Origin of the sequence: Leucobacter chromiisoli (assembly GCF_016522505.1) — a bacterium.
Classification (GTDB): Bacteria; Actinomycetota; Actinomycetes; order Actinomycetales; family Microbacteriaceae; genus Leucobacter; species Leucobacter chromiisoli.
The window spans coordinates 247,308-265,476 of sequence record NZ_JAEHOH010000006.1; the positions used below are offsets into that span (position 1 = coordinate 247,308).

At 71.3% G+C, this 18,169-nt stretch carries 15 protein-coding genes, 1 tRNA gene and 1 pseudogene; 15 read left to right on the forward strand and 2 right to left on the reverse strand.

The window, feature by feature from the left end:
- Positions 1-101: 101 nt before the first annotated feature.
- Positions 102-833 (forward strand): MazG nucleotide pyrophosphohydrolase domain-containing protein, encoded by a 732-nt coding sequence (locus JD276_RS05510; protein ID WP_200114662.1) that lies wholly within the window; start codon positions 102-104, stop codon positions 831-833.
- Between the two features lie 10 nt (positions 834-843).
- Here JD276_RS05510 and JD276_RS05515 read toward each other — a convergent pair whose 3' ends face one another.
- On the reverse strand, positions 844-1,710 hold the full coding sequence (locus JD276_RS05515) for a LuxR C-terminal-related transcriptional regulator (protein ID WP_307866471.1): 867 nt from the start codon (positions 1,708-1,710) through the stop codon (positions 844-846).
- Between the two features lie 123 nt (positions 1,711-1,833).
- Between JD276_RS05515 and JD276_RS05520 the strand changes: the two are divergent.
- From JD276_RS05520 to JD276_RS05560, 9 genes and pseudogenes are all read left to right on the forward strand, one after another.
- Positions 1,834-3,812: pseudogene (locus tag JD276_RS05520) on the forward strand (AMP-binding protein).
- Positions 3,813-3,967: 155 nt separating this feature from the next.
- The gene (locus JD276_RS05525; protein WP_200114663.1) at positions 3,968-4,345 is read left to right on the forward strand and encodes a DUF485 domain-containing protein; all 378 of its coding nucleotides are present in this window, start codon (positions 3,968-3,970) and stop codon (positions 4,343-4,345) included.
- Complete coding sequence (locus JD276_RS05530) at positions 4,342-5,964, forward strand: monocarboxylic acid transporter (protein ID WP_200114664.1); 1,623 nt, start codon at positions 4,342-4,344, stop codon at positions 5,962-5,964. Before JD276_RS05525 ends, JD276_RS05530 begins: the two co-directional genes overlap by 4 nt.
- A gap of 164 nt (positions 5,965-6,128) precedes the next feature.
- Positions 6,129-7,433: a histidine--tRNA ligase gene (hisS, locus tag JD276_RS05535; RefSeq protein WP_200114665.1), complete on the forward strand. Its 1,305-nt coding sequence runs from the start codon at positions 6,129-6,131 to the stop codon at positions 7,431-7,433.
- A gap of 161 nt (positions 7,434-7,594) precedes the next feature.
- Positions 7,595-8,038, forward strand: a complete 444-nt coding sequence (locus tag JD276_RS05540; protein WP_200114666.1) for a VOC family protein — start codon at positions 7,595-7,597, stop codon at positions 8,036-8,038.
- Between the two features lie 102 nt (positions 8,039-8,140).
- Positions 8,141-9,421 (forward strand): phosphopyruvate hydratase, encoded by a 1,281-nt coding sequence (gene eno, locus JD276_RS05545; RefSeq protein ID WP_200114667.1) that lies wholly within the window; start codon positions 8,141-8,143, stop codon positions 9,419-9,421.
- Between the two features lie 17 nt (positions 9,422-9,438).
- A complete protein-coding gene (locus JD276_RS05550) occupies positions 9,439-9,957 on the forward strand; it encodes an FtsB family cell division protein (RefSeq protein WP_200114669.1) in 519 nt (172 codons plus the stop codon).
- Positions 9,954-10,436 carry a DUF501 domain-containing protein gene (locus JD276_RS05555; protein ID WP_200114671.1) on the forward strand — a complete coding sequence of 161 codons (483 nt, stop codon included), beginning with the start codon at positions 9,954-9,956 and terminating at the stop codon, positions 10,434-10,436. Before JD276_RS05550 ends, JD276_RS05555 begins: the two co-directional genes overlap by 4 nt.
- 162 nt (positions 10,437-10,598) lie before the next feature.
- Positions 10,599-11,939, forward strand: coding sequence for an NAD(P)/FAD-dependent oxidoreductase (locus tag JD276_RS05560; protein WP_200114673.1), 1,341 nt, complete (start codon positions 10,599-10,601; stop codon positions 11,937-11,939).
- 122 nt (positions 11,940-12,061) lie between these two features.
- On the opposite strand, the gene JD276_RS05565 is transcribed toward JD276_RS05560, so the two are convergent.
- Positions 12,062-13,531: a helix-turn-helix domain-containing protein gene (locus JD276_RS05565; protein WP_233615346.1), complete on the reverse strand. Its 1,470-nt coding sequence runs from the start codon at positions 13,529-13,531 to the stop codon at positions 12,062-12,064.
- A 117-nt stretch (positions 13,532-13,648) separates the two neighbouring features.
- Here JD276_RS05565 and JD276_RS05570 point away from each other — a divergent pair, with 117 nt between their 5' ends.
- The 5 genes from JD276_RS05570 to JD276_RS05590 all read left to right on the forward strand — a co-directional run bounded on the left by JD276_RS05570 (position 13,649) and on the right by JD276_RS05590 (position 18,160).
- Positions 13,649-15,499 (forward strand): phosphoenolpyruvate carboxykinase (GTP), encoded by a 1,851-nt coding sequence (locus JD276_RS05570; protein ID WP_200114675.1) that lies wholly within the window; start codon positions 13,649-13,651, stop codon positions 15,497-15,499.
- Positions 15,500-15,726: 227 nt separating this feature from the next.
- Positions 15,727-15,800, forward strand: a tRNA-Leu gene (locus JD276_RS05575).
- Position 15,801: 1 nt separating this feature from the next.
- Positions 15,802-15,951: a hypothetical protein gene (locus tag JD276_RS05580; protein WP_200114678.1), complete on the forward strand. Its 150-nt coding sequence runs from the start codon at positions 15,802-15,804 to the stop codon at positions 15,949-15,951.
- Positions 15,952-16,240: 289 nt separating this feature from the next.
- Positions 16,241-17,545 carry a D-arabinono-1,4-lactone oxidase gene (locus tag JD276_RS05585; RefSeq protein ID WP_200114684.1) on the forward strand — a complete coding sequence of 435 codons (1,305 nt, stop codon included), beginning with the start codon at positions 16,241-16,243 and terminating at the stop codon, positions 17,543-17,545.
- Positions 17,546-17,590: 45 nt separating this feature from the next.
- Positions 17,591-18,160 carry a LemA family protein gene (locus tag JD276_RS05590; RefSeq protein ID WP_200114685.1) on the forward strand — a complete coding sequence of 190 codons (570 nt, stop codon included), beginning with the start codon at positions 17,591-17,593 and terminating at the stop codon, positions 18,158-18,160.
- Positions 18,161-18,169 lie beyond the last annotated feature (9 nt).

Here is an 18,169-nt window from a genome sequence, read left to right on the forward strand (position 1 = left end):
CATCCGTCGAGGAAGCGGCGCCGGCCGTGCGGCCTCAGGCAGTCTAATCGGCCGAACCGACGCTCGCGAACTCTCCAGCCGCCCGACGATAGGCTGAAATCATGGATGCGGCCAGCGACGAAGCAGCGGACGGATCGGCGACCGTGCGGGAGCCCATGGATCGCCTGCGCGAGACCGTGCGGCGGCTGGTATCGCCCGGCGGGTGCGCGTGGCACGAGGAGCAGACGCACGAGAGCCTCACCCCCTTCCTCGTCGAGGAGGCCGCCGAGTTCATCGACGCCGTGGAGCGGGGACTGCCCGCCGAGGAGGTGCGGGGCGAGCTGGGCGACGTGCTCTACCAGGTGCTCTTCCACGCCGCGATCGCCGAGCGCGACGGCGAGGGCTACGAGCTCGACGCCGTCGCCGACGCGCTGAACGAGAAGCTGATCGCCCGTCACCCCCACGTCTTCGGCGATCGCGGTCACATGACTGTCGACGAGCTGCACGCGGAGTGGGAGCGACTCAAGGAGGACGCCGCCGGCGAGGAGCGGGGCAGCCGCGGGGTGCTGGACGGGATCCCGCAGGGCATGCCGACGCTCGCCCGCGCCGCGAAGGTGGTCGAGCGGCTCAAGCGGGCCCAGCTGATCAACCCGGACGACGCGGTCGGGGTCGAGGGGGATCCGCTGGCGGGCTCGTTCGGACCTGACGCCCGGCGCATCGCGGAGGTCGGGATCGGCGACGCGATCCTGAACCTCGTGACCCGGGCGAACGCGGCCGGGGTCGATCCGGATCGCGCCCTGCGCGGCGCGGTGGACCGGCTCGCGGCGCGGGTGACGCACTCCTCCGGGGAGTGACGAGCCGGGCCTAGGGGATCAGGCCGGCGCGACGCGCCGCCGACACCGCGGCGTGGCGGGAGGGGGCCTCGAGCTTCGTCATCGCGGTCTTCAGGTAGCTCTTGACCGTGCTCTCGGTGAGACCCAGGAGGGCGCCGATGCGCGCGTTCGTGCTGCCGAGGGCCGCGCAGGAGAGCACGTCCACCTCGCGGGGCGAGAGGCGCACCTCCGGCGCCTCCCGCACCTCCCGCGCCTCGGGCGAGCCCGCGCGGCCGAGCTGCGCGAGCCGCCGCTCGACCGCGGAGAGCCGCCCCCGCAGCTCGGGGTCGGCGACCCCGGAGGCGATGCTGCGCAGCTCGGCGTAGCTCTCGCGCAGCTCCTCCAGCGCACCCGCCGGGATGGCGCTCGGCGCGCTCTCGGCGAGCAGCGACGCCGTGCGGCGGGAGACCTCGTCGCGCACCCGCAGCTCCCGCGCAAGCCCGTCGACGATCGCGCAGGCCGGCCCCGAGAGCGCGCCCGCCGGGGCGGTGCGGCCCCGGGCGGCCCCGTAGAGCACGGCCCGCGTCCGCCCGTCGACGATCACGGGGAAGGCAACGAGTGCGACGATGCCCTCGCTGAGCACCTGCCGGTCGTAGTCGTGGGTGATGTGGAGGGAGCGCTCGTAGTCGGAGGTGAGACGCGGCCGGCGCTCGGCGATCGCCCTGCCGCCGAGGCCCCGTCCGGTCCGCACCTCGAGCCCCTCGAGATTCGAGGTGCGGGTGCCCGAGAGCGAGGTGATGGTGGCGACGTCGTGAGATCCGTAGCCGGCGAACACGACGGGGAACCCCGTGGCGCGTCCGAAGTCGGCCACGGCCCGGTCGAGGAGCTGCGGCTCCGTCAGCCTGTCTGATCGCTGCACTGCGATACCAACTTTCGAGGGTATTCGGACGTACCCGCAAATATATATCGTGATGGCGCACCGATCAACGACGGGAGAGGCACGGGTCGACGACGACCTCGTGCGGGGTTCGAAGGAGAACACATGCTCGCAGCGCAGCACCGGCCGACGGGGCCCGGCTACCGATCCGTCCGGGACCGCAGCACGCGGGATCCGGCCTCGTTCTGGCTCGAAGCCGCGGAGAGCGTCGACTGGACGAGACCCCCGGCCACCGCGCTCGAGGAGCGCGGCGAGTCCGAGTGGCGGTGGTTCCCCGACGGAGAGCTGAACGTCAGCCGCAACGCCCTGGACCGGCACGTGGAGGCGGGCCGCGGCGGAAGCCCGCCCTCGTCTACGACTCCGCGATGACCGGGACCCGCGTCTCGCTCACCTACGGCGAGCTCCGCGACCGGGTGGCCCGCTTCGCGGGAGCGCTGCGGGACCGCGGCGTCGGCGTCGGGGACCGGGTGCTCGTGTACCTGCCGATGATCCCCGAGGCGGTGGTCGCGATGCTCGCCTGCGCCAGGATCGGCGCGATCCACTCGGTCGTGTTCGGCGGCTTCGCGTCGAGCGAGCTCGCGGTGCGCATCGCCGACGCGAAGCCGAAGGCGGTCGTCACGGCCTCCGGCGGCCTCGAGCCGGGGCGCGCCGTCGAGTACCTGCCGCTGCTGCGCCGGGCGCTCGACATCGCCGGCGCCGGCTGCGGGGTCGAGTGCGTCGTCGTCGCCGACCGGGCCGCGGTGCCCGGCAGCGCGAGCGACTACGCCGACGACCCCGAGATCGCGTGGCTCGACTGGGCGTTGGTCGAGTCGGCGGCGACCCCCGCCGAGCCGTTGGCGGTGCCCTCCGATCACCCGCTCTACGTGCTCTACACGTCGGGCACGACGGGCAGCCCGAAGGGCGTCGTCCGCGACAGCGGCGGCTACGCCGTCGCACTCAGCTGGGCGATGCGCAGCATCTACGGCATCGGCCCCGGCGACACCATGTTCACCGCCTCCGACGTCGGCTGGGTCGTCGGTCACTCCTTCATCGTCTACGGGCCGCTGCTCGTCGGCGCCACGACCGTGCTCTACGAGGGCAAGCCCGTCGGCACCCCGGATCCGGGTGCGTTCTGGCGGGTCGCCTCCGCCGCCGGGGCGAAGGTGCTCTTCACGGCGCCCACCGCGCTGCGGGCGATCCGGCGGGAGGATCCCGCGCTCGAGCGGTTCGCCGAGCACGATCCGTCGTCCCTGCGCGCGGTGTTCCTCGCGGGGGAGCGGCTCGATCCCGAGACCCAGCGGTGGGCCGGCGACCGCCTCGGCGTCCCCGTGATCGACCACTGGTGGCAGACCGAGACCGGCTGGGCGATCTGCGCCAACCCGCTCGGGATCGAGCGGCTGCCGGTGAAGGCCGGGTCGACGGCCGTGCCGATGCCGGGCTACGACGTCCGCATCCTCGACGCCGCCGGGCGCGAGATCGACGAGCCCGGCCGGGAGGGCAACATCGCGCTGCGCCTGCCGCTGCCGCCCGGCGCGCTGCTCGGGATCTGGGGCAGCCCGCAGCGCTTCGCCGACTCCTACCTCTCCGCCTTCCCCGGCTACTACGCCACCGGAGACGCCGGGCACGTCGACGAGGACGGCTACCTGTTCGTGATGGGGCGCACCGACGACGTGATCAACGTGGCGGGCCACCGCCTCTCCACGGGGTCGCTCGAGGAGGTGCTGACGCTGCACGCGGCCGTGGCGGAGTGCGCGGTCATCGGCGTGCACGACGACCTCAAGGGTCAGCGGGCCGCCGGCTTCGTCACGCTCAAGCACGGCGACGCGGTCGACCGGCAGGCGCTCGCGGCGGAGCTGGTGGCGCTCGTGCGCGAGCACATCGGCCCGGTCGCGGCGTTCAGGGACGTCACGATCGTCGACCGCCTGCCGAAGACCCGCTCGGGCAAGATCCTGCGCAAGACGATGCGGCAGATCGTCGACGGCGAGCCCTACGCGGTGCCGGCCACGATCGAGGATCCCTCGGTCGTCGACGCGTTCGCCGAGGCGCTCGGGGCCACCGTCTCGGCGCCCGCGACCTCCGCGCTCACCGCGATCTCCGGCCGCTGAGCTGGATGCCGGCGCCGGCTCCCGCCCGGCGACCGGGGCCCGCCCCTCGGCCCGTTCGCGCCCCTCGGCCCGTTCGCATTCCCCGGCCGGCGGCTCCCGACCGCCGCCGGCCGACACCGTCCACCCGACCGCATCCCATGAGGCAAGGAGGCCCCATGTCGCACGTCCCCTCCGATCCCGGCCGCAGCGCGCCGGAACCGATCGACTACGAAGCGTTCCAGGCGCGGCCCGAGTTCCAGGAGTACCGGCGCCGGTTCCGCCGCTTCGTGTTCCCGCTCGCCGCGGCGTTCATGATCTGGTTCCTCGGCTTCGTGATCCTCGGCGCCTACGCCCACGACCTCATGGCCCGGCCGCTGCTCGGCATGAACGTCGGCCTCTGGCTCGGCCTCGCCCAGTTCGTCACGACGTTCGGGATCACCATGTGGTACGTCTCGTTCGCGAACAAGCGGCTCGACCCCGCCACCACCGCACTGCGCGCCGAGCTCGAGGACATCGAGCGCGCCGCCGACGATCACGAAGGAGGCGCCCGATGAACGCGCTCACCGTCCTGCGCCTCGAGGAGACCGCGGCGGAGCAGAACCCCGTGCTCAACATCGCCATCTTCCTCGCCTTCGTCGCGGTCACGATGGTGATCGTGATCCGCGCCAGCCGCAACAACAAGAGCGCCGCCGATTTCTACGCCGGGGGCCGCTCCTTCTCCGGCCGTCAGAACGGGCTCGCGATCGCGGGCGACTACCTCTCCGCCGCATCGTTCCTCGGCATCTGCGGCGCGATCGCGATCAGCGGCTACGACGGGTTCCTCTACTCGATCGGGTTCCTCGTGGCCTGGCTCGTCGCTCTGCTGCTCGTCGCCGAGCTCATGCGCAACACCGCGAAGTTCACGATGGCCGACGTGCTCTCCTTCCGCCTCAGGCAGAAGCCCGTGCGCATGGCGGCGGCCTGCACGACGCTCGCCGTGTGCTTCTTCTACCTCCTCGCGCAGATGGCGGGCGCCGGCGGCCTCGTCTCGCTGCTGCTCGGCGTCGACGACAAGCTCGGCCAGTCGGCGGTCATCGCGGTGGTCGGCATCGTCATGATCCTCTACGTGCTCATCGGCGGTATGAAGGGCACGACCTGGGTGCAGATCATCAAGGCCGTGCTGCTCATCGCGGGCGCCGGCGCCATGACGGTGTGGGTGCTCGCGCTCAAGGGCTTCGACTTCGCCGCCGTGCTCGACGCCGCCGTGCACCACCCCGAGAACGCGAACGGCGCGGCGATCCTCGCCCCGGGCCTGCAGTACGGGGCGAACCCCATCGACTTCGTCTCGCTCGCCCTCGCCCTGGTGCTCGGCACCGCCGGGCTGCCGCACGTGCTCATGCGCTTCTACACGGTGCCGACCGCGAAGGAGGCCCGGCGATCGGTGGTGTGGGCGATCTGGCTCATCGGCATCTTCTACCTGTTCACCCTCGTGCTCGGCTACGGCGCGGCCGCGCTCGTCGGCCCCGAGACGATCGCGAACGCGCCGGGCGGCCAGAACTCGGCGGCCCCGCTGCTCGCGGCCTACCTCGGCGGCCCGCTGCTGCTCGGCTTCATCTCGGCCGTCGCGTTCGCCACGATCCTCGCCGTGGTCGCGGGGCTCACGATCACGGCGTCGGCCTCGTTCGCGCACGACATCTACAACAGCGTGATCAAGAGGGGCCAGGCCTCGCCCAGGCAGGAGGTGCGCGTCGCGAAGATCACGACCCTCGTGATCGGCGCCCTCGCCATCCTCGGCGGCATCGGCGTGCAGGGGCAGAACATCGCCTTCCTGGTGGCGCTCGCCTTCGCGGTCGCCGCGTCGGCGAACCTGCCGACGATCCTCTACTCCCTGTTCTGGTCGAGGTTCACGACGCGGGGCGCCGTGTGGTCGATGGCCGGCGGGCTGCTCTCGGCGATCCTGCTGATCGCGTTCTCCCCGGTCGTCTCGGGCGAGGAGACCGCGATGCTCGGCGCCGGGGTCGACTTCGCGATCTTCCCGCTCAAGAACCCGGGGATCGTCTCGATCCCGCTGGGATTCCTGCTCGGGTGGCTGGGCTCGATCACGGATCCCGGCCGCGAGTCGAAGCGGCTCGCGGCCGAGATGGAGGTGCGCGCGCTCACCGGGCACGGGGCGGAGCCGCCGGTGCAGCACTGACACCGGCCGGTCCCTCCGCCCCACACCGTTCGGTCGTCGCGGATGCGCGGTACGCGGGTCGCCCCCGCACATCCGCGACGACCGAAGAGGGGAAGGGGAGACGGAAGGCCGGGCGGGGCGGGGGAGCACCGAAGCGCCCCGTGCTCGTGGAAGAATGGTGAACCATGGCAAGCCCCGTGAACCCGCCGCGCGGAATGCGCGATTTCCTTCCCGCAGACAAGGCCCGCCGCGAGCACGCCCTCGGCGTGATCCGCGAGGTCTACCGCGCCCACGGCTTCGACGAGATCGAGACGCCCGTGGTCGAGGACTACGCGCGCCTGCACGCGGGGCTCGGCGGCGACAACGAGAAGCTGTCCTTCTCGATCCTGAAGCGCGGGATCCGCCCCGAGCAGCTGCGGGGCGCGGTCGAGGCCGGCGATCCCGAGCAGCTCGCCGACCTCGGCCTGCGCTTCGACCTCACGGTGCCGCTCACCCGCTTCTACGCGAGCCACCGGGCCGAGCTGCCGCCCGTGTTCCGCGCGATCCAGATCGCCCCCGTCTGGCGGGCGGAGCGCCCCCAGAAGGGACGCTACCGCCAGTTCGTGCAGGCCGACATCGACATCATCGGCGAGCCCGGGCTGCTCGCCGAGATCGAGCTCATCACGGCGACCTCGCAGGCGCTCGCGGCGCTCGGCCTCGAGGGCTGCGTGATCCGCGTCAACGACCGCCGTATCCTCTTCGGCCTGCTGGCGCACTGCGGCTTCGCTCCGGACCAGCACGACCGGGCGCTGATCACCGTCGACAAGCTCGACAAGATCGGCGCGGCGGGTGTGGTCGACGAGCTGCGCGGGATCGACGAGGCCGCCGCCCTGCGCATGGGCGAGGTGCTCGCCGCGGCGGAGCCCGCCCTCGAGAGCGGGGGCGGCATCCCGCTCACCCGCGAGGCCATCGCGGCCGTGCTGCCCGCCGGCGCCGCGGAGAGCGGGATCGAGAGCCTCGCCGAGCTCGGCTCCGCCCTCGAGGGCGGCCTGCCCGAGGGCGTGACGGTGCGCTTCGACCCGACCCTGGTGCGCGGCATGGGCTATTACACGGGCACGATCTTCGAGGTCGCGCATCCGGGATCCGGCAGCTCGGTGGGCGGCGGGGGCCGGTACGACGGCATGATCGGCCGCTTCCTCGGGCAGGACGTGCCGGCCGTGGGATTCTCGATCGGCTTCGAGCGGGTAGTCGACCTGATCGAGCTGCCCGAGGACGACGGGCCCGACGCGATCGCGCTGGTGTACGACAGGGACGCCGCCTTCGAGGACCTCGCGGCCCTCAAGCGGGAGCTCGTCGCACGGGGTCATCGGGTGCGGCTCGAGAAGCGGCAGAAGAACATGAAGGCCCTGCTGGAGCGCGTCGCCGCGCAGGGCTTCGGCCGCGTCGCCAACGTGCGCGCGGGGGAGCGCGACGCCGACGCCCTCGACCTCAGGGAACTCGCCGCCGTCTGACCCACGCCTGCGCTGGTCAGTAGATGCTGTTATTCCGCCTGGAACGAGCATCTACTGCCGACCCGAGGTGCGATCCACAGCGGAATTCCATTGACGGCGCGACGCGGACGGTGCGACGCTGGCAGCACCGCCGCCGGGGCGGTCCGAACGGAGGAGTTCTCATGGGTACCCAGATCTTCGTGAATTTCGCGACGGACGACCTGGAACGCTCGAAGGCGTTCTACACGGCGCTCGGATGCGAGATCAATCCGCTCTTCACCGACGAGAACGCGGCCTGCATCGTCTGGGACGAGCAGGTCTACTTCATGGTGCTCACCCGCGAGTACTTCGCCACGTTCACTGACAAGAAGATCGCCGACTCCCGCGCCACGGCGCAGGTGCTCGTCGCCCTCTCCCGGGAATCGCGGGAGGACGTCGATCGCACGCTCGAGGCGGGCGTGCGGGCGGGCGGCGCCGAGCCGCGCCCGGCGCAGGACCTCGGCTTCATGTACTCGCGCGACCTCGAGGATCCCGATGGGAACATCCTCGAGTTCCTCTACATGGATCCTGCCGCGGCGGAGCAGGGACCGGCGGCGTTCACGTCGGAGGAGTCCCCGGGCTCCTGAACGCCCCCGACCGCGACGCGTCGGCGTGCGCCGCTAGACTGGAGACCGGTGCGGAGAGCCCTCCGTCCCGACAGACGTTCTGGCTTACGCAAGGAGTGCATGGTGGCATTTATCGACGCGGTGATCGCCCGCGAGATCCTCGATTCGCGCGGCAACCCGACCGTTGAGGTCGAGGTCGGCCTGACCGACGACTCCGTCGGCCGCGCCGCGGTCCCGTCGGGCGCATCGACCGGCGCGTTCGAGGCGTACGAGCTGCGCGACGGCGACCGGGGCCGCTACCTGGGCAAGGGCGTCACCAAGGCCGTCGACGCGGTGTTCGACGAGCTGGCCCCGGCCGTCGAGGGCTTCGCCGCGGACGACCAGCGCCTCGTCGATCAGGCCCTCATCGAGGCCGACGGCAGCGACAACAAGCAGAAGCTCGGGGCCAACGCGATCCTCGGCGTCAGCCTTGCGGTGGCGCACGCGGCCGCATCCTCGTCCGGGCTTCCCCTCTACCGCTACCTCGGCGGTCCGAACGCGTCGACGCTGCCCGTGCCGCTCATGAACATCATCAACGGCGGGGCGCACGCCGATACCGGCGTCGACATCCAGGAGTTCATGGCGGTGCCGCTCGGTGCGGAGACCTTCTCGGAGGGTCTGCGCTGGGGCGTCGAGGTGTACCACGCCCTCAAGGCGCTGCTGAAGGAGAAGGGGCTCTCGACGGGGCTCGGCGACGAGGGCGGCTTCGCCCCCGATCTGCCGCACAACTCGGCCGCGCTCGACCTCATCGTCGAGGCGATCGAACGCGCGGGCCTCGAGCCCGGCCGCGATGTCGCCGTCGCGCTCGACGTCGCGTCGACGGAGTTCTTCGAGAACGGCGTCTACCGCTTCGAGGGGCAGGATCGCAGCGCCGCCGAGATGACCGCGTACTACGCCGACCTGCTCGACCGCTACCCGCTGGTCTCGATCGAGGATCCCCTCGCGGAGGACGACTGGGAGGGGTGGCAGCAGCTGACCGCCGAGCTCGGCGACCGCGTGCAGCTGGTCGGCGACGACCTGTTCGTCACGAACCCCGCCCGCCTCGCCGACGGCATCGCGAAGGGCGCGGGCAACTCGCTCCTCGTGAAGGTGAACCAGATCGGTACGCTCACCGAGACCCTCGACGCCGTGCAGCTGGCGCAGCGATCGGGCTACACGGCGATCCTCTCGCACCGCTCGGGCGAGACCGAGGACGTCACGATCGCCGACCTCGCGGTGGCGACCGACTGCGGCCAGATCAAGACCGGCGCACCCGCCCGCAGCGAGCGCGTCGCGAAGTACAACCAGCTGCTCCGCATCGAGGAGGAGCTCGGCGGCGCCGCCCGCTACGCCGGCCGCGGCGCGTTCCCGCGCTTCACCGCCTAGACCGAGGCACGAGGGACATGGCGAGACGCTGGGCCGAGGACATCGGGGCGTGGGCCTCGAGCCTTCGGTTCAGCGGCTTCACCGTGCTGATCGTGGCGCTCGTGGTCGCGGGCGGCGTGATCGTCAGCCCCGCGGTCTCCACCTTCGTGCAGCAGCGGCGCGAGATCGCGGAGCTGCAGCAGAGCGTGAAGCTGCATCGCGAGACGGTGGCAGACATCGACGCCGAGCGCGTGAAGTGGCGGGATCCCGTCTACGTGCGCGCCCAGGCGCGTGACCGGCTGTTCTACGTCATGCCGGGGGAGACCCAGCTCAGCGTGATCGACGACGTCCCGATCCCGGTCGAGACCGACGACGAGACCAGCGCCGAGCTCACGAGGATCGACCGGAACTGGGCCCGCTCCCTGGTGGGCTCGACGATCTCGGCGGGAACGACCGACGCGGGCCCCGACGAGCTCGCGGGGACGACGGGCCCCTCTGAGCCGACGCCCGCCCCCGAACCCCCAGCCGACCCGACGAACGAGGAGACCGCCGAATGACCCGGCCACCATACGCCGAACCCACCGCCGAGGACATCCGCACGGTGAGCGAGCAGCTCGGGCGTGAGGCCCGCGGCGTCGTCGGCATCGCCGCGCGCGCCGCCGACGGCTCGCCCACCGTGGTGGCGACCGCCCCGCGGTTGCCCGACGGATCACCGTTCCCCACGTTCTACTACCTCTGCCACCCGGAGGTCGTCGCCGCGGCATCCCGGCTCGAGGCTGCCGGCGTGATGGTCGAGTTCAACGATCTCCTCGCCGAGGACGAGGAGATCCGGGCCCAGTACGAGCGCGCGCACCTCGCCTACATCGCCGACCGCGACTCCGTGGGCGAGGTTCCCGAGGTCTCCGGGGTGAGCGCGGGGGGCATGCCCACCCGCGTGAAGTGCCTGCACGCGCTCATCGGCCACTCGCTCGCGGCGGGGCCGGGGGTGAACCCCATCGGCGACCTCGCCCTCGAGCGGAGCGGCTGGGCCGGCTGATCCCGCCGTCTCCGACCCGATTCGCGACCGAAACCCGCGAAAGCGCGAAAGCGACTCCGGAAGCAGAGTAGACTGTTGCGGTCGGGCGGACCTCGTCCGTCATTTTTCGTGCCCGATGCACAGCGGGCGCGGTCCTGCAACGTGTCCCAAGGAGACTGCTTCGTGGCGAAGAAGATTCTGATCGTTGGCGGCGGCTATGCGGGCTTCTACACCGCGTGGAAGCTCGAGAAGCTGCTCCGTGCCGGTGAGGCCGAGGTCACCATCGTCGACCCCCTGCCCTACATGGCGTACCTGCCGTTCCTCCCCGAGGTGGCCGCGGGCTCGATCGAGCCGCGCCACGCGGTCGTGGCGCGTCGTCGCCACCTCGACCGCACGGCGAACATCGCCGGCAAGGTGACCGGTATCTCGCACGCCGCCAAGACCGCCACGATCACGCCGAACGAGGGCGAGCCCTTCGACTTCTCCTACGATCACATCGTGATCACCACCGGCTCCGTGTCGCGCACCTTCCCGATCCCGGGCGTCGCCGACAACGCGATCGGCATGAAGACGATCGAGGAGGCCGTGGCCGTGCGCGACCGCATGGTCGCCAACTTCGAGAAGGCGGCCTCGCTGCCCGCGGGCTCGCCCGAGCGCGCGCGCCTGCTGACCGTCACCGTCGTGGGCGGCGGCTTCGCCGGCATCGAGAGCATCTCGGAGCTGCGCTCCTTCGCGACCTCGCTGCTGCGCCGCTACCCCGAGATCACCTTCGAGGAGACGAAGTTCCACCTCGTCGAGGCCATGGGGCGGATCATGCCCGAGGTCGCGCTCGAGACCTCGCTCTGGGTCATCAAGGATCAGACGCGGCGCGGTGTCGAGGTGCACCTCGACACGCAGCTCAGCTCGGCCGTCGACGGCAAGATCGAGCTCTCCACGGGGGAGAGCTACGAGTCCGACCTCATCGTCTGGACCGCGGGCGTCATGCCGCGGCCGTTCCTGCGCGGAACGGACCTCCCGATCGGCCCGCGCGGCCACGTCATCGGCAGCCCGACGCTGCAGGTCACGACCGAGGACGGCGAGATCGTCGAGGGCGCCTGGACCGCGGGCGACACCTCGCAGGTGCCCGACATCTCCCCGACCCCCGGCCCCGGCGGCTTCTGCGTGCCGAACGCGCAGCACGCGGTGCGCCAGGGCAAGCTGCTCGCCAAGAACATCGCCGCTTCGCTCCGCGGCGAGGGCGTGGCGGAGTACAACCATAAGAATGCCGGCGCGGTTGCGGGTCTCGGTCTCAACACCGGTGTCTTCCAGTCGGGCAAGTTCGCGATGAAGGGCTACTTCGCGTGGCTCGCGCACCGCTTCTACCACGGCCTCGCGATCCCGACGTGGGAGCGCAAGTGGCGCGTGTTCGGCGGCTGGGTCGGCCACTTCTTCCTCGGCCGCGACATCGTCAACATCGAGGCGGTGCAGGAGCCGCGGGCGATCTTCCAGGAGTTCGCCTCGCGCCCGAAGCCCGCGGCCGAGTAGGCCCGCCGGAGTAGGACCCGCGGCGGAGCAGAGCCCGCCGGTTCCCGACCTCGAGGAGCCCCGCAGCCGCGTGCTGCGGGGCTCCTCCGCGTCTCCCCGGGCGGAGCCGCGACCCGACCGGATTAGTCCTGCGGCGCGTGCGCCGAGAGGAACTGGTACATCTCGGTGTCGTCGACCCCGGGGAAGGATCCGGTCGGCAGGGGCGCGAGAACGTGCGCGTGCATGCGCGCGCTCGGCCACGCCTTGCCCTCCCACCGCGCGAGCAGCTCGTCGCTCGGCGTGCGGCAGCACTGGGGATCGGGGCAGGTCGAGACGGTGCGGATCGCCGTCTCCCGCCCCCGGAACCACTTCGCGTCGTCGAAGCGCACGCCGCAGGCGATCGAGAACGGCCCCTGCTCGGCGTCGCCGGTCTGCACGCTCGACCAGTACGTGCCCTCGGGACAGTCCGTGTACTGGTAGAACTCGGTCGTGCGGTTCGTGCGGTTGAAGGCCGTGCGTCCGGCCCACTTGTGGCACAGCACCTGCCCCTCCACGGATCCCGTCTGGTCCACGGGGAACGGCATGCCGTCGTTCTCGTAGCCGCGCAGCAGCGATCCCGAGGCGTCGGTGCGGTAGAAGTGCACCTTGAGCCCGAGGTGCCGGGTGGCGAGGTTGGTGAAGCGGTGCGCGGCCGCCTCGTGGGTCACCCCGAACGCGTCGCGCAGGTCCTCGATCGCGAGGTTGCGCTCGCGCTTGGCCTCCTGCAGGAACTCGGAGGCGCGGGTCTCGGGCAGCAGGCACGCCGAGGCGAAGTAGTTGATCTCGAGCCGCTGGCGCAGGAACTCGGCGTAGCTCGCGGGCCGGTCATGGCCGAGCACGCGGTGCGCCATCGCCTGGAGCGCGAGCGAGCGGAGGCCGTGACCGCCGGGGATCGACGCGGGGGGCAGGTAGATGCGGCCGTTCTCGAGATCCGTGATGCTGCGGGTGTTGGAGGGCAGGTCGTCGGCGAAGATCAGCGTGAAGCCGAGGAGCTCGGCGAGCACGGCGACCTCTCGATGGGTGACCGCGCCCGTCGTGTGACCGATCCGCTCCATGAGCTCCTCGGCGACGCTCTCGATCTCGGGGAGGTAGTTGTCGCACTCGCGCATCTGGAGCCGGATCGAGGTGTTGGCGCGTCGGGCCTCCTCGGGGGTGGCGGCCGCGGCTCGGGATCGCCTCGCGAGTTCGCGGTGCAGGCCGACGAGGGCTTCGAGGGCGTCGTCCCCGAGCGAGCGCGGTGTGCGGACGTGGGGGAGGGCGAGCTGCGCGTAGGCGGGAGAGGTCTGCGCGCGCTCGAGCTCGATCTCCAGCGCGCTGCGGCGATCCGGGGCCTCCCCGCTGAGCAGGGCCGCGGTCTCCACGCCGACCTCGCGCGCGATGGCCTGCAGCAGCGAGAGCCTCGGCTCGCGCTTGCCGTTCTCGATGAGCGAGAGCTGGCTGGCGACGACCCCGACGCGCTCGCCGAGCTGGTCGAGGGTGAGGCCGGCGCGGGTGCGGAAGTGGCGGAGGCGCTTGCCGAGGACGAGGCGGTCCATCTCCGCGGAGTCGACGGCGGAGGCTGCTTCTGGGCTCATGAGTTGACTATACGTCAAAAACGGGAGAAATTTACAGCATAGTTCCGAGGTTCAGGGGTGCAATGTTCACTCAGAATGGTGCTAACACCGATTCTTACCCCGAGGAGAGCGAACGCTATGGGCAACAGCGGAGCGACCATCGAGAGGGAACTCTCGATCACCGAGCTGGTCAACGCCGAGGCGACCACCGACAACCCCGAGGTTCTGAACTGGGTCGCCGAGGTGGCCGAGCTCACGAAGCCCGACTCCGTCGTCTGGTGCGACGGATCCCAGGACGAGTGGAACCGCCTGACGGGCGAGATGGTCGAGGCGGGCGCGCTGATCCCCCTCAACCCGAACCTGCGCCCCGGCAGCTTCCTCGCACGATCCCACCCCGCCGACGTCGCGCGCGTCGAGGATCGCACCTTCATCTGCTCCGAGCAGGAGGCCGACGCCGGCCCGACGAACAACTGGCGCGACCCCTTCGAGATGAAGTCCGAGCTCATGCCGCTCTTCTCCGGGTCGATGCGCGGCCGCACGATGTACGTGGTGCCCTTCTCGATGGGCCCGGTCGGCGGCGCGATCACCCAGCTGGGCATCGAGATCACCGACTCCCCGTACGCCGTGCTCAACATGCGGATCATGACCCGGATGGGGCAGGCCGCCCTCGACGGCATCGCGCCCGGCAGCGAGTGGGTCCGCACCGTGCACTCGGTCGGCGCCCCGCTGGTCGACGGCGCCGAGGACGTCGCGTGGCCGTGCAACGACCTGAAGTACATCACCCACTTCCCCGAGACGCTCGAGGTCTGGTCGTACGGCTCCGGCTACGGCGGCAACGCGCTGCTCTCGAAGAAGTGCTTCGCGCTCCGCATCGCGAGCGTCATGGGCCGCAACGAGGGCTGGCTCGCCGAGCACATGCTGCTCATCAAGCTGACCAACACCGACAGCGGCAAGTCCTACCACCTCTCGGCGGCGTTCCCGTCGGCCTGCGGCAAGACGAACCTCGCGATGCTCCAGCCCACGATCCCGGGCTGGAAGGTCGAGACCATCGGCGACGACATCGCCTGGCTGCGCCCGGGCGCCGACGGCCGCCTCTACGCGATCAACCCGGAGGCCGGCTTCTTCGGCGTCGCGCCCGGCACCGGCGAGAGCACGAACCCCGTCGCGATGGAGACGCTCTGGGGCAACACCGTCTTCACGAACGTCGCGCTGACGGACGACGGCGACGTGTGGTGGGAGGGCAAGACCGACGAGGTGCCCGCGCACCTGATCGACTGGCAGGGCGACGACTGGACGCCCGAGTCCGGTCGCCCGGCGGCCCACCCCAATTCGCGCTTCACCGTGCCGATCCAGCAGACCCCGACGCTCGCCGACGACTGGTACGAGCAGAACGGCGTGCCGATCGACGCGATCCTCTTCGGCGGTCGCCGCGCCACCAACGTGCCGCTCGTGGCCCAGTCCCGCTCGTGGGAGCACGGCGTCTTCGTCGGCGCCACGATCTCCTCGGAGAAGACGGCGGCCCAGGAGGGCACCGTCGGCGAGCTGCGCCGGGACCCCTTCGCCATGCTGCCCTTCTGCGGCTACAACATGGCCGACTACTGGGGGCACTGGCTCGACGTGGGCGAGAAGCTCGGCGAGAAGGCCCCGAAGATCTTCCAGGTGAACTGGTTCCGCAAGGGCGAGGGCGGCCGCTTCCTGTGGCCCGGATTCGGCGAGAACTCGCGGGTGATCGACTGGATCATCCGCCGCGTCGAGGGCGAGGTCGCCGGTCGCGAGACCGCCATCGGGACGGTGCCCGGTGCGGACGAGCTGAACCTCGACGGCATCGAGGTGCCGGAGCGCGACCTCGACGAGCTCTTCTCGATCGACCGGGACTCGTGGCTGGCCGAGGCCGACCTCACCGAGGAGTTCTTCGCCCGCTTCGGGGATCGCGTCCCCGCCCGGCTGCGCGACGAGCTGGCGTCCCTGCGGGAGCGCCTCCGAGCGTAGCCCGCCGCCGGGGCCTCCACGCGCCCCGGCCCACAGACTGTGGGTCTCGTGTTCTGCCCAGCACGAGGCCCACAACATACGGTGGGTCTCGTGTTCTGCCCAGCACGAGGCCCACGGCACACGATGAGCCCCGAGTTCTGCCCAGCTCGGGGCTCATCCTTTCTCCGAGGCGCCGCCGCCGTGGGAGGATGGGCGGAGGCCGTTCCGCGCGTCGCGCGGCGACGCCCGCCCCCATAGCCCAACCGGCAGAGGCAGCCGACTTAAAATCGGCACAGTCAGGGTTCGAATCCCTGTGGGGGCACATGGTATTCGGCAAGGTACTGCTCATCATCCTGATCCTCATCGCGATCGCCGTGGCGATCGCGATGAGGATGCACCGCTGGCGCGTGCGGCGGGACGAGCGCCGCGCCGCGGAGCGCGCGGAGATCGAGCGCCTGCTGCGCGACGACTGAGCCCAGAGCGTCCGCAACCGTCGCCGAGAGGCGGATCCCGCGTGCGACTCGCGGGATCCCGCACGGTAATCCGCCTCTCGGCCCCTCTCGGCCCCTGCGCGCCCCTCGCGCGCCCGTGCCGCACCGCGCAACACGACGGCTGACGCCCGGGCGGTCGGGCTGTGCGGGGTTATGCTTCGAGGATGAGACCCGATCCGGCCGGCCGCGACCGCCGACGAGCAGAGACGCGGGGGCGATCCTGCGGTGCAGGGGCGTCGAACCCCGCCGAGCCCCAGGGGGAGCGCATCCCGTGACCCGGATCCGGCGCAACTGGGCGCGCACGGAGACCTTCCGGCCGGCGCTGACGGTCGCCCCGCGCTCGACGGAGCAGGTGGTGCTCGCCGTGCGCCGCGGGCTCGAGACCGGGCACGGCGTGAAGCCGCTCGGGGCGACCCACAGCTTCAGCGGCGTCGCGGCGACCGACGGCATCCACCTCGACATGGATCGGATGCGCGGGGCGATCTCGATCGACCGGGAGCGCGGCCGCGCGACCGTGTGGGGCGGCACCCGGCTGCGGGAGCTTGCCGGGATCCTGAACCCGCACGGCCTGGCCCTGCCGAACATGGGCGACATCGACCGGCAGACGATCGCCGGCGCGATCCAGACCGGCACCCACGGAACGGGCCTCCGCCAGCGCGGTCTCGCGGCCGGCGTCGTCGGGGCGACGATCGTCACGGGCACCGGGGAGGTGCTCGAGGTCGACGAGCAGCACCACCCCGAGCTGCTGCCCGCCGTCGCGCTCGGCCTCGGCGCCCTCGGGGTGATCGTCGCCGTCACGCTGCAGTGCGCACCCAGGTTCCTGCTGCGCGCCGAGGAGGCGCCGGAGCCGCTCGACGCGGCGCTCGACGACTTCGTCGAGCGCACCCGGTCGGCCGACCACTTCGAGTTCTTCTGGTTCCCGCACACCGAGGTGGCGCGCACCAAGACGAACACCCGGCTGCCGCTCGACGCGCCCCTCGAGCCGCTCGGCGCGATCCCGCGCCTCTTCGACGAGGAGGTGATGAACAACCAGGTGCTCGGCGCCATCCTCGCCGTCGAGCGGCTGCTTCCCCCGATCACGCCGCGCGTCAACCGCCTGATCGCCGCTCTCTCGAGCCGGCGCAGCTACAGCGACGAGTCGCATCGCGTGTTCGTCACCCCGAGACGGGTGAGGTTCATCGAGATGGAGTACGGCCTGCCGCTGGACGCGGTTCCGGCCGCGGTGCGCGAGCTGCGGGACATGATCGAGCGTCGCGGCCACCGCGTCTCCTTCCCCGTCGAGGTGCGTGCCGCGGCGGCCGACGACCTCCCCACGTCGACCGCCTACGGCCGCGAGAGCGGGTACGTGTCGGTGCACCGCTACTGGCGCGAGAGCGACTCGGGGTACTTCCGCGACGCGGAGGACATTCTCCTGGCCCACGGCGGTCGGCCTCATTGGGGCAAGCTCCACACGCAGGGGGTCGAGGAGCTGCGGAGGATCTACCCGCGGCTCGACGACTTCCTGGCGATCCGGGACCGGCTCGATCCGGATCGGGTGTTCGCGAACCCGTACCTCGACCGCGTGCTCGGGAGGTAGCGGGTGATTCAGCGGATTCGCCGCCTGCGTCGATAGGATACCCCCATGTCTGGATCCCTGATCGCCATCCTCATCGCCGTCGGCGTCGTCGTCATCCTCGGAATCTACGTCTGGGCGACCTACAACTCCCTCGTCACGCTGCGCGTGCGCGTGGACGAGGCGTGGAGCGACATCACGGTGCAGCTCAAGCGGCGCGCAGACCTGATCCCCTCGCTCGTCGAGACGGTGAAGGGCTACGCATCCCATGAGAAGGGCGTCTTCGAGGCGGTGACGGCGGCCCGCGCCGAGACCATCTCCGCGCAGGGCCCGGCCGAGGCCTCGGTCGCCGAGAACCACATGCAGCAGGCGCTGAAGAGCATCTTCGCGGTGGCCGAGGCGTACCCGCAGCTGCAGGCCAGCCAGAACTTCCTGCAGCTGCAGGGCGAGCTCGTCGACACCGAGAACAAGATCCAGGCCTCCCGCCGCTTCTACAACGGCGGCGTGCGCGAGTTCAACACCAAGATCCAGGTCTTCCCCAACACCATCTTCGTGCGGGGTATGGGCTTCAAGGAGCGCGAGTTCTTCGAGGTCGACGACCTCGCCTCGATCTCCGAGCCCCCGCGCATCCAGTTCTAGGCGGAGCGG

What these genes read in the sequence shown, in the direction of transcription:
- JD276_RS05510 (WP_200114662.1), top strand. Translation starts at nt 102, where the DNA reads ATGGATGCGGCCAGCGACGAAGCAGCGGACGGATCGGCGACCGTGCGG.
- JD276_RS05525 (WP_200114663.1), top strand. Translation starts at nt 3,968, where the DNA reads ATGTCGCACGTCCCCTCCGATCCCGGCCGCAGCGCGCCGGAACCGATC.
- JD276_RS05530 (WP_200114664.1), top strand. Translation starts at nt 4,342, where the DNA reads ATGAACGCGCTCACCGTCCTGCGCCTCGAGGAGACCGCGGCGGAGCAG.
- hisS (WP_200114665.1), top strand. Translation starts at nt 6,129, where the DNA reads ATGGCAAGCCCCGTGAACCCGCCGCGCGGAATGCGCGATTTCCTTCCC.
- JD276_RS05540 (WP_200114666.1), top strand. Translation starts at nt 7,595, where the DNA reads ATGGGTACCCAGATCTTCGTGAATTTCGCGACGGACGACCTGGAACGC.
- JD276_RS05550 (WP_200114669.1), top strand. Translation starts at nt 9,439, where the DNA reads ATGGCGAGACGCTGGGCCGAGGACATCGGGGCGTGGGCCTCGAGCCTT.
- JD276_RS05555 (WP_200114671.1), top strand. Translation starts at nt 9,954, where the DNA reads ATGACCCGGCCACCATACGCCGAACCCACCGCCGAGGACATCCGCACG.
- JD276_RS05565 (WP_233615346.1), bottom strand. Translation starts at nt 13,531, where the DNA reads ATGAGCCCAGAAGCAGCCTCCGCCGTCGACTCCGCGGAGATGGACCGC.
- JD276_RS05570 (WP_200114675.1), top strand. Translation starts at nt 13,649, where the DNA reads ATGGGCAACAGCGGAGCGACCATCGAGAGGGAACTCTCGATCACCGAG.
- JD276_RS05580 (WP_200114678.1), top strand. Translation starts at nt 15,802, where the DNA reads ATGGTATTCGGCAAGGTACTGCTCATCATCCTGATCCTCATCGCGATC.
- JD276_RS05590 (WP_200114685.1), top strand. Translation starts at nt 17,591, where the DNA reads ATGTCTGGATCCCTGATCGCCATCCTCATCGCCGTCGGCGTCGTCGTC.